Origin of the sequence: Planococcus donghaensis MPA1U2, from assembly GCF_000189395.1 — a bacterium.
Lineage (GTDB): Bacteria > Bacillota > Bacilli > Bacillales_A > Planococcaceae > Planococcus > Planococcus donghaensis_B.
The window spans coordinates 44273-55963 of sequence record NZ_AEPB01000043.1 but is presented as its reverse complement, the minus strand read 5'-3'; the positions used below and the strand labels follow the sequence as shown (position 1 = coordinate 55963).

10 protein-coding genes are annotated in these 11691 nt (G+C 40.2%); 6 read left to right on the top strand and 4 right to left on the bottom strand.

Translation table 11 applies throughout. From position 1 onward, the window contains the following. Positions 1–10: 10 nt before the first annotated feature. From GPDM_RS12705 to GPDM_RS12690, 4 genes are all read right to left on the bottom strand, one after another. Positions 11–457 (bottom strand): GDYXXLXY domain-containing protein, encoded by a 447-nt coding sequence (locus tag GPDM_RS12705; RefSeq protein ID WP_008431961.1) that lies wholly within the window; start codon positions 455–457, stop codon positions 11–13. Continuing rightward, positions 454–1629, bottom strand: a complete 1176-nt coding sequence (locus GPDM_RS12700; RefSeq protein WP_008431959.1) for a DUF2157 domain-containing protein — start codon at positions 1627–1629, stop codon at positions 454–456. Before GPDM_RS12700 ends, GPDM_RS12705 begins: the two co-directional genes overlap by 4 nt. Before the next feature lie 122 nt (positions 1630–1751). After that, positions 1752–3287 (bottom strand): glucosyltransferase domain-containing protein, encoded by a 1536-nt coding sequence (locus tag GPDM_RS12695; RefSeq protein ID WP_008431957.1) that lies wholly within the window; start codon positions 3285–3287, stop codon positions 1752–1754. 136 nt (positions 3288–3423) lie between these two features. Beyond that, positions 3424–4134, bottom strand: a complete 711-nt coding sequence (locus GPDM_RS12690) for an MBL fold metallo-hydrolase (RefSeq protein WP_008431956.1) — start codon at positions 4132–4134, stop codon at positions 3424–3426. Positions 4135–4719: 585 nt separating this feature from the next. On the opposite strand from GPDM_RS12690, the gene GPDM_RS12685 reads away from it, so the two are divergent. The 6 genes from GPDM_RS12685 (at position 4720) to GPDM_RS12660 (ending at position 11635) form a co-directional block, all read left to right on the top strand. After that, positions 4720–5265 (top strand): glycerol-3-phosphate responsive antiterminator, encoded by a 546-nt coding sequence (locus GPDM_RS12685; RefSeq protein WP_008431954.1) that lies wholly within the window; start codon positions 4720–4722, stop codon positions 5263–5265. A gap of 181 nt (positions 5266–5446) precedes the next feature. Beyond that, complete coding sequence (locus GPDM_RS12680; RefSeq protein WP_008431953.1) at positions 5447–6277, top strand: MIP/aquaporin family protein; 831 nt, start codon at positions 5447–5449, stop codon at positions 6275–6277. 20 nt (positions 6278–6297) lie between these two features. Continuing rightward, a complete protein-coding gene (gene glpK, locus GPDM_RS12675; RefSeq protein WP_008431951.1) occupies positions 6298–7800 on the top strand; it encodes a glycerol kinase GlpK in 1503 nt (500 codons plus the stop codon). Between the two features lie 258 nt (positions 7801–8058). Further along, positions 8059–9735, top strand: coding sequence for a glycerol-3-phosphate dehydrogenase/oxidase (locus GPDM_RS12670; RefSeq protein ID WP_008431949.1), 1677 nt, complete (start codon positions 8059–8061; stop codon positions 9733–9735). Between the two features lie 143 nt (positions 9736–9878). Next, complete coding sequence (locus tag GPDM_RS12665; protein ID WP_008431948.1) at positions 9879–10967, top strand: threonine aldolase family protein; 1089 nt, start codon at positions 9879–9881, stop codon at positions 10965–10967. 116 nt (positions 10968–11083) lie between these two features. Then, complete coding sequence (locus GPDM_RS12660; protein WP_008431947.1) at positions 11084–11635, top strand: divergent PAP2 family protein; 552 nt, start codon at positions 11084–11086, stop codon at positions 11633–11635. Positions 11636–11691: the final 56 nt, after the last annotated feature.

Genomic DNA, 11691 nt, shown 5'->3' with positions numbered 1-11691 from the left:
TTTTTTTTATTTATTCTTTTCGTTCTTCGAGTGAGACAGGACGAATGGTGCCCCAGCTTGAAACATCGATCGTTACTTGTAGGTCGCGCGCTTCTTCGAGTTGAGGGCCTTGGCCTTGTTCTACATAAAACTGCTCTAATTGAGGGGTTGTAACGCGGCGATCATATACATAGCCTTCAATAGCTCCAAAGAAAGGCTCTGTTTCAACGCGATCAAGCACGGCGTAGCCATCATCCGCAGTTTTTAACGTAAAGTAAATGGCACGGCTGTCGATCGTGTTAGGGATCACTAAGTCTGGGTATTGCAACATGACATACTCCCCATAAAAAGGATCGAACGGGTCAAAAGGTTCTGCTCTTAATAGATATTGTTCGCCGAACCAGGAGGCCGCGTAATAACTTACGAGTAGTATCACGACAAATACGGTTTGAATAATCGGGAAGAGCCAGGCTTTCATGGCTTCACACCTTCTTTCCTGCGATTAATCCACCAAGCTGCTCCTGATAGGAGAAACAAGAGGATGGCGCCAATAAGGAAAAAGAGAGACATGTCGAGACGTTCCCAAGCGTAAATAATGTAAATAACAAATTGGACAACGATAAAATAAACAAAGCCCAAGCCCAGCTTTTCATTTTGTCGCTGAGCAATAATCAAGTAAGCAAGGGCGCTTAGCTCAGCGACCACAGCAAGCCCAATTGCGGTTTTATCAAACAGTAGCAACCCGATAACACCCGGAACTGCTATCCACATGAGAGAGCGGAATTTGAAATAGCTGATGAGCAGTACGCCAATTGCCACTATAGCTAAAACAATGGACTCTAGCCAATGACTTTCATCTATTATGCTGATAAATGTTTGGCCGCGAATGGCTAAATAAACTATAAGTAGTAACCCAGCGGTCATTAAATAAAGTGGTCGAATCATTTGTTGTTTATTTTCGGGAACAAGGAGTAGAAGTAAGACAAGCGCGAACAACGTCCAAATTGGCCAAAGAACACTGTCGTACTCTACAAGTCCCCACAGCATAAAGCCAGAAGCAAATAATAAGATCCAACTAAATGCAGTAGGTGCAAAATGTTTACTAAAATAAAACCAACCAAATGTAATGGCGATAAAAATACCCCATTCTACCCAACCGATGTTCGGCAAGAACGAGACTAAAACAGATCCACCAAAGTAAAATCCAACGAGAGAATATACAAGATGTCGCCAGTAAAAATAATGTGCAAGCGCTGCTAAAAACATCGCCCATGGCAATACGGAGTTCGCGAGTGGAAAATGGAAAGTTTGAGCAGCTGTCAACAGAGTTGCTCCAAACATCGCAAGACCGATAACCCTAAATAACAGTGGATAGCCAAAATTTTTCTTTTCGGAAAAAAAAGCGACGGTATAAAACAGCCACATTAATGATAGCATTAGCAAAACTTTTGCTATATCGGGTATCGACTGCCAATTGGCTGCTATAAAGCTAAATACGGCAAGCGCAAAGAAAATCAAACCAATCATTAAAAGCAAGGGCAGTTTTTTAGGTGGAGGCTGCTGCTTTTCGAAAGTCAAAATTCGTTCGACCGTAGCTTGGTCGATCAAATCGGCTTGTTGCCACCTTTTCAGTTTTCTCTCCGTTTCCATTGTCACTCCTCCTTAGTTTATTACTTTCATTATAGCTGAAAATTACTAAAACATATAGGAAAATGGTATTAGAAAAAGCAACACACCAAACCACAGAGTTTTGCCCCAGGTTTGGTGTGTTGCTAATTTTGTAACTTAACAACAATGATATTGTCAATGACCTGAATTGCAGTTTGAGATGGCCACGCGTCCATTTCTGCGAATGAATCAGAAGCTGCAATTTCTTGATATTCTTGTTCAGAAACGAATTTATAGGTAACACCAAAATGATTTTGCATCATCTGATTATAATGGTAAGGATATAAAACGATGCTGTCTCCTAAAGGCCCAGTCATTTTCGGAATGCTTTCGGGAATATTACTTGAACTCAGTGTTGAATCCAATCTATAACGCCCGATGATGGCCAGTTTAGAAGCGTTTGTGACATTGTCGGTTTGTTCAATTCGGCTAATTAACCGGTTGACAAAAGCAGTTGATTTTTCATATTTTAGTTCCATATTTAAATATGCGATATTTGAGATAAGTGCAAAATTGAAAATCGTTACGGAAATAATTAGTACGCTTAACCATGAAAAGCTCTTTGCATAAACAGTCGGAACGGAAAGGTGTTCATAAAAAACAACAGGCAATATATAAAAACTAACAAGCGCGAACACCATCAACATATGGTAAGTCAAGTCTGCTGACATAAAGTACAATATATAAGAAGAGAGTGGCATAAATAACACCATTACTGCAGCGAAAAAAGCATGTAGTTTTGATATGAATTTGCTATTTTGAATGAACAATAAAACAAAGCCAAAGAAGATTAGTAAAAAGACTGCAACATTCAGCCATTCAAATAAATTTATTGGAAAGTCTGTTATAAATCCTCGGAAGAAAAAGAGGGAAAAGGCTTCATGGATTTGCTCGAATTGCTCAACAATAGAAGCATTGTTTTGTCCTACCGAGTCAAGCCCTTGATAGCTCGTAATGTTTCCTACGAATAAAGTGGTATAAAGTTTAAAGTTAATGATATACAAAGACATACCAATACTAGCTAAGGCAAAGAAACGTGCAGAATAACTTGTTAATTGAATGCTGGTGATTTTTTTGCCCATAATTTCAGTTATTAAGAAAACTAAGGTCAGCGTTAACAGAAGTGGCAAATTGGCTTGGTAAATTCCGACACTTATATAGAAAAGGATAGAAGCTGGGATAAAACCAAATTTGTATTTTTGGGTGATGAGTAAAGCTAAAACTGTTAGCAAAAATCCAATTAGGTACCCGTCTGCTGTAAACATATAAGAAAAAGTAGAGGCAATCGTTGGGAACGTGACCACCAAACAACTAACAGCCAAAATAGAGAAGGTTTTTTTCAACTGAAACAATTCAGTGAGCATGACTGCTATTAAAGCTAAATAAAAGATAGCGAGCATTCCATTTATCCACGGTAAGTCGAAATAAGAACTGATTCCGCTAAAAGGTGATAGGAAAAAACGTCCAGAATCAGCTTTTAGTTGAGGACTGTGTGTATTAATCAGGCTGTCATGATTAGGAAGGGTATTTGTGAGAACGTACATATGACATAAAAATCCCATCACAACAGCCGTGAGAAATGCTGTTTTCCATTGAGGTTTTATGATTGATTTTAATTTTTGTAGAATTTCTTCGGGCATTTAAAATGGCTCCTAATCTATTGCAAACTCTTATTGAATTTGGTTTATAATTTCCAATTTCAATCATAGCAAACTTTGCTGTGGAAAAATAGGACACTCTTTTCTAGTTGTTAAAAGATTTATTTTACTTGAGTTGTTAGTGCCAATTCTTTTTTTCACTTTCTGAAATTGCCAGTTCGAGAGCCTGTAAAGGATTAGCCATCATTTTCCCGTGACCAACCGCCAATAATTGCGGCTGCAAGTTTTTAATTTTTATAGCGCTTTCCAGTGCTATTTTTTTGTTCCATGTAGCTAATGCGGGAAATGGAAATAGCGCTTTGAGAGTGCCAGAAACGGCAAGTCCACCTTGAGTTTGAAGGGCATCTCCAACAATGAGAAAACGATTGCGTGTGTCGAGCAACGAAATCGAGCCAGGTGTATGCCCAGGTGTATTCACCACTTCAAGTGACCCGATCTGATCGCCTTCTTCAAGCAAACGATCTGGCTGTGTCTTGATATTTTTGGGTACACCGCCTTTAATTGGCGAGTCGGGTTCACCAGGAAGAAGGTCAGTATCGCCTTTGAGTATACGAGCGTCACGTGAAGAGATGCTGACTACTGCATCTGGCCATTCGCGTTTAATGGCGTCAAGTGCGCCGAGATGGTCCATATGGGCATGGGTAATAATGATTTGCGTTAATGGCTTTTTCATAACACGAATTGATAATAAAATTTGTTTCGCGTTAAAACCGAGTGCAGCATCTACTAAAGTCAATTCAGTTTCTTCATCGATAATGTAGCAATTGATCGGGAGTAATTTTGGTAAGAACGTTAATTGGTATACAGGGCCACTTTTTGTCATCTGCATTGGTGATTCACTCCTTTAAGAGGGTATTTGTTTTACTCTATTTTATAGTGTTTTAACAGTAAATGATGAAAAATGGATAGTTTATCTGCATTCTCCCATCTCAAAGTTCAAGAGCTTTATTACCGAAGACCAGGAAAGCGCAAAGTCGCGCTTTCCGCTGGAAAAATTGAGTTCCGACAGTATTTGGTTTGATTTGGACAGTAAATGGTGTCGGTTGGACAGTATTTCACAAAATCGGACAGTATTTGAGCTAAACCGGACGGTATGTCCAAAATATGGAAAACAGAAGCGCGCTTTTAACGAAATTCACAACAACAACAGACATTTCCAAACTGACTCATTATAATAGATAAAAGAGGGACGGGATCATGAAATACTTTGCGGTGTTATTGTCCATGAAAGATATCGGTAAAAGTCGAGATTTCCGTGCGTAACATCTTTCGTTCTTGGAAAAAATGCGCCATAGTGGAATAGTCATAGCGATCGGAAAGTTTACGGACGGCTCTGGTGGCATGGTTATTAATCTCTTGAGGATTGCGAAGCTGTTTGGATAGAAAATATAAAGTAATTAGAGGAGGGAATTTGGTGCACGAGCTAACTGGCGTTTTACCTGTTTTACGCAATATGAAAGAGTTTGAACGTTTACTCGATAGTGATCATGAATATATTATCTTTTTGGAAACACGGCTATCTCAGTTAAAACAATTGGTACAAGCCGCGAAAAAAACGGAAAAAAAAGTGATTCTTCATGTTGATTTGATCCAAGGGTTAAAAGCAGATGCTTACGGGTTTGAATATTTGGTGAGAGAAGTCAAACCAGACGGAATTGTTTCTACAAGAAGCAATGTTATTTCGTTGGCGAAGAAAAATAATTTGATGACAATTCAACGATTGTTTTTGCTCGATAGTCAGGCACTAGAACACAATATTAAGTTAATCAATCAAGTTAAGCCTGATTATATTGAAATCTTGCCAGGAATTATTCCATCTGTTATTAAAGAAGTTTTTGATAAGACAGGCATACCGGTTATTGCGGGGGGATTGATTCGAACGAAGGAAGACATTCAACTTGCTTATGATGGAGGAGCTAAAGCGATTTCAACATCACAACCAGAACTTTGGGAATTGTAAAATAACTGTTGACAGCGTTTTCATTAACTGATAACTTAGACTTACAAGTTAAGAACTGTGTTGGAGAATTGGAGACCTGCACTGAAAAGAGCGCTTTTAACAAAAGAGTGGCTGGTTCAGTGTGGGTCTTTTTATATTTTAAGACAGTTCTTATCCGAAAAAAATAAAGGGGTGCAAAACGATGACGGAGTTTTTAGCAGAAGTAATTGGTACGATGATTTTAATTATTTTTGGTGGAGGTGTAGTCGCAGGGGCGGTATTAAAAGACTCTAAAGCAGAAAATGGCGGATGGGTTTTGATAACGCTTGCATGGGGTCTAGCGGTTACAATGGCTGTGTATGCAGTCGGAAGTTTTTCAGGAGCACATATTAATCCAGCAGTAACTTTAGGTCTTGCTTCTGTAGGTGATTTTCCTTGGGCTAAAGTTCCAATGTATATCGCTGCACAAATTCTTGGAGCTATTCTTGGTGGAGTTATTGTTTTCTTAAACTATTTACCTCATTGGAGACGCACAGAAGACAAAGGCGCGAAGCTTGCAGTATTTTCAACTGGTCCAGCTATCCGTAGTCCTTTTTCCAACTTAGTAAGTGAAATTCTCGGAACTGCCGTACTAGTAATGGGCTTATTGTTCATTGGTGCGAATGATTTTACTGAAGGCTTGAATCCATTAATCGTAGGTTTGTTGATTGTCGCAATCGGGATGTCACTTGGTGGCACTACTGGATACGCGATCAACCCGGCGCGTGACTTAGGTCCGCGTATTGCACACGCATTGTTGCCAATACCAGGTAAAGGAAGTTCAGATTGGTCTTATGCATGGGTACCGGTTGTTGGTCCGATTTTCGGTGGTATTTACGGCGCGTTATTTTATAAAGCATTGTTCACAGGTGCATATGACATACCATTTTGGATCATGAGTGTCATCTTATTACTGGTATTATTTGGAGCAGCAAGTGTAGAATTGAAAAAAGACCATACACCAGCGGATACAGTAGAAGAAAAAATTTCATAAACCCTTAGGAGGAGATTATTTTGACTAAAGATTACATTTTATCTATCGACCAAGGTACGACAAGTTCACGTGCGGTATTGTTTAATCACAACGGTGAAATCGTAGAAACTGGCCAGCAAGAATTTCAACAATTCTTTCCAAAGCCAGGCTGGGTAGAACACGATGCAAATGAAATTTGGACATCTGTCTTGGCGTGTATGGCAGAAGTATTACGCAAATCGGATATTAGCCCAACTCAAATTGCGGGAATCGGTATTACAAACCAACGTGAAACAACGGTGGTTTGGGATCGTCATACTGGAAAGCCAATTTACAAAGCAATCGTTTGGCAATCGCGTCAAACAGACGGCATTTGTAATGAGTTAAAAGAGCAAGGTTTGAACGATTTATTCCGTGATAAAACCGGTCTTTTAATCGACGCTTACTTCTCTGGAACAAAAGTAAAATGGATTTTAGATAATGTTGAAGGGGCACGTGAAAAAGCAGATAATGGCGACTTGATGTTTGGAACAATGGACACATGGTTAGTTTACAAACTATCAGGCGGCAAAGCTCACGTAACGGATTACAGTAACGCCTCACGTACATTAATGTACAACATTTATGATTTGGACTGGGATCAGGAATTATTAGATATTCTTACTGTACCGAAGAGCATGTTGCCGGAAGTACGTCAGTCTTCAGAGGTTTATGCTAATACAGTAGACTATCATTTCTTTGGTCACGAAGTACCAATTGCAGGTATGGCGGGAGATCAGCAAGCTGCTTTATTCGGACAAGCTTGCTTTGAAAAAGGAATGGCCAAAAATACTTACGGAACTGGTTGCTTTATGCTGATGAACACGGGTGAAGAAGGCGTTAAATCTGATCATGGCTTGTTGACGACTTTAGCTTGGGGCGTTAACGGCAAAGTAGAATACGCACTAGAAGGTAGTATTTTTGTAGCCGGTTCAGCGATTCAGTGGTTGCGAGATGGCTTGAAAATTATTAAAAATGCTCCTGAGAGTGAAAACTATGCGATGGAAGTTGAATCGACAGATGGCGTTTATATGGTTCCTGCATTTGTTGGACTTGGAACACCTTACTGGGATACAGATGCACGTGGTGCGGTGTTCGGTTTAACACGCGGAACAACAAAAGCTCACTTTATTCGTGCAACGCTTGAATCACTTGCTTATCAGACGAAAGACGTTGTAGATGTTATGATAGAAGATGCAGGGATCGAATTAAAGACCTTGCGTGTTGATGGCGGAGCCGTTGCAAATGATTTGTTAATGCAGTTCCAAAGTGATATTCTAGATGTACCGGTAGAACGTCCAGTGGTTCAAGAAACAACAGCACTTGGTGCAGCCTACTTAGCTGGACTAGCAGTTGGATTCTGGAAAGACAAAGAAGAAATCGCCAAGCAATGGAGAATCGACAAAACGTTTACGCGTGATATGTCGACAGAACAGGGCGAAGAACTTTATGAAGGCTGGAAACAAGCGGTAGCAGCAACACGATTATTCAAACCAGCAAAATAACCTAAAAGTTAATAACGAGAGATATACGGCCGGAGACTTTGAGAGACCAAGCCAGTTTTACAGAAAAAATTCTGTAACTGTGCCTGGATCTCTCTTTTTATTTGGAAAAATGGGTATACAAGTTAGAAAGAGCCATTTTTTAAACTGCTTTCTCCATATTTCACATAAGCCATTGTGTGCTAATGCAATTTTTGGGCAGATCAACTCAGGCAAATAAATGGCTATATTTCAAACAAAAAAGAAGGAGTAGATGAACTTATGAAATTTTCAAGTTTAAACAGAAATGATCGATATAACCAAATGAAACAATCCCAATTAGATGTTTTAGTTATTGGGGGCGGAATTACAGGTGCAGGAATTGCACTAGACGCAGCTGTGCGCGGTATGGACATTGCAGTAGTCGAAATGCAAGATTTTGCAGCAGGTACAAGTAGCCGTTCTACAAAATTGGTTCATGGTGGCTTGCGTTACTTAAAACAATTCGAAGTGAAGATGGTTGCAGAAGTAGGGAAAGAACGAGAAATCGTTTATGAAAATGGACCACATGTAACGACTCCTGAATGGATGTTATTGCCGTTTTATAAAGGCGGAACATTCGGGCCGCTTAGCACAAATGTTGGTCTTCGGGTGTATGACTTTTTAGCAGGCGTAAAAAAATCTGAACGCCGTAAAATGTTAAGCAAAGAAGAAACATTGCGTCGTGAGCCTTTATTGAAGAAAAAAGAGCTTAAAGGCGGAGGCTATTACGTAGAATACAAAACAGATGACGCGCGTTTAACGATGGAAGTGATGAAAAAAGCGATTGAAAAAGGCGCCATGGCAATGAACTATGCAAAGGTGAAAAGCTTTATTTATGACAATGGCAAAGCAGTTGGTGTCCGGGTTGAAGATCAGATTGATGGCAATGTTCATGAAATTTTTGCGAAAAAAATTGTCAATGCAGCTGGACCTTGGGTAGACACGTTGCGTGACAAAGATCATTCGAAATTCGGTAAAACGTTGCAATTGACGAAAGGCATTCACTTAGTGTTTGATGGTCGTCGTTTCCCTTTAAAACAAGCAATTTATTTTGATATGCCAGACGGCCGGATGGCGTTTGCAATTCCACGCCAAGGAAAAGTATATGTGGGGACAACCGATACGGTGTACGAGCAAGATATTGCTCACCCAACAATGACAGAAGAAGATCGTGCTTATGTTTTGAAAGCCGTAGACTTTATGTTCCCAGAAGTGGGAATTACAAAAGAAGATGTTGAGTCAAGTTGGGCTGGATTACGTCCATTAATTCACGAAGAAGGCAAAGATCCATCTGAAATTTCACGTAAAGATGAAATTTTCATTTCAGATTCTGGTTTAATTTCAATTGCGGGTGGTAAGTTGACCGGTTACCGTAAGATGGGTGAAAGCATAGTGGATCTTGTGGCAGAACAATTGCAAAAAGAGCAAGGAACGAAGTATCCGAAAAGCTCAACAAAACGCTTGCCAATTTCTGGTGGCGAAGTAGGCGGTTCGAAAGGACTTAAAACATTCAGAGCTGACCGTGTAAACCAAGCGGCTAGTATGGGATTGACGGCTGACGCGATGGATATGCTTGTAAGTCGCTATGGTTCAAACGTCGATAAAGTCCTTCATTTCTATACACAAGGATTAGATGCTGCAGCGGAAGCTGGACTCGATCCAATTGTGTACGCGATGTTGCGTTATTCAATGGAATACGAATCAGCATTTAAACCAGTCGACTTCTTTATCCGTCGTACAGGTGCATTGTTCTTCGATATTCACTGGGTACATGCGCATAAAGAAAATGTCATTGCTTATATGGGCAAAACGCTTGTGTGGTCTGATGAACAAACAGAAGAATACCGCTCTGAATTGGAAGGGTTGCTTTATGAAGCAACGCATCCAGTTGACGTATCTTCTCAAAGCCTAAACTAATTAAACATCGATCCTGTCCATTGTCTGTAAATGACTTTGGACAGGATTTTTTGTTTAGAGAGCCTTTTTATACAAACTTGTACGGCTCTAGTTCATGTTATAGTTAGGTGGGAAATAGTCTGACTATTGGAGGAGCCAATACAATGAGTCAAAATAATTTATTAGCTAGCTATGAACAAACAACTCAACAATTAGCTGGGCACGGCCCAAGAAATGTAGCGGTGTTGAAAAATGCTTTCGAGTCAATTGATGGAAAAGTTAGCAGTGATAAATATGGACAAGGTTCTGTAATCGAAGATTTTCAAAAACAAATGGCTGGTTTTTTAGGAAAAGAAGCGGCCGTATTTTTCCCGAGCGGCACTATGGCGCAACAAATAGCTTTACGGATTTGGTGCGATGAAAAAGATTTGAAAAAAGTGGCTTACCATCCTTTAAGTCATTTAGAGATCCACGAAGAAGATGGATTGAAAGAATTGCATGGCATTCAATCGATTTTATTGGCAGATGAAAATCGGGTGATTGAATTAGAAGATGTCATTTCGTTGAGCGAAGATGTTGCATGCGTGTTGCTGGAATTGCCTCAGCGTGAAATTGGCGGTCAACTGCCTAGTTTTGAAACGCTTGAAGCCATTTCAAGGTATTGCCGCGAAAAAGAGATCAAGCTTCATTTGGATGGTGCGCGAATTTTAGAATGTCTTCCGTACTATGAGAAAACCATTAAAGAAGTTTGTGTTTTATTCGATTCGGTGTACGTGTCGATGTATAAAGGAATTGGCGGGATTGCGGGGGCCATTTTAGCCGGCGACCAAAATTTTATAGCCCAATCAAAAATTTGGAAAAAACGGCATGGCGGCGATTTGATTTCTTTGTATCCATATATTTTGAGCGCAGAGAAGTATTTTGCGCAGCGCAAAGATCGCATGGGAGATTATTACGAACAAGCTAAAGAATTGGCTATGTATTTTAATTCATGCACAGGGATTTTCACTGTACCTGAAGTGCCTGTCACCAATATGTTCCATGTGCACTTTGACAAAACACCTGAACAAGTCTCGCCGATACTAGCGCAAGCACAGGAAATAATGAATTTAGGCGTTACCGGCTATTTGCGCAAAGAAACGCAAGGCTGCTCGTTTGAAGTCAGTATAGGCGATCAATACAATAAAATTCCGCAGCCAAAAGTGAAAGTTCTATTTGAATGGTTAGGTGATAAGATGGAAACGTTAAAGTAGAGGGTAGAAAAATTCCTTTTTTTATTCGAATATACATATTCTTTTGTAAGAAGGGGTAAAGAAGTATATTGAATGGCAGCAGCAAGTTGTCAAACTGATAACTGGGGGATGAGCAGATGAGAAAGATGAACAGAGGGATGATCACCTCATTAGGAGCTATTGGTGTGGCACAAGCATTGAAAATCGTGACACACAAAACCGTAACGGGTAATTGGGATTGGCGGCAAGCCTTTACAACAGGTGGCATGCCAAGCTCTCACTCAGCAGGTGTATCGGCGCTTGCGGCATACGTAGCTGCGAATAAAGGTGCGCGGCATACAGAAACGGCTCTTGCGATTGTGTTTGGCGTCATTGTTATGTACGATGCGCAAGGTATACGTCGCCACACAGGCGAAATCGCGCGACTGGTCAATGAACTAGAAGATAGCTTTGTGAAGTTCTCTGGAGAATTTCCGAGTTTTGAATTTGTTGAACGCGAAAAAGATTTAAAAGAATTACTGGGTCATCAACCTGTTGAAGTAGCTGCAGGAGCGGCTTTCGGTACAGTTCTCGGATTGGTGTCAGCAGCGATTGAAAACCGTTTCCGTGAAATCGAAGAAAAAGAAAAACGTTCTAAAAATCAAATAGCCTATGATGGACGCGGTCGTAGAATGACCCGTTCTCAATAAATATATGAAGCCATTCCTTTGGGGGAATGGCTTTTTTGTGTGAAATTGGTGGGAGC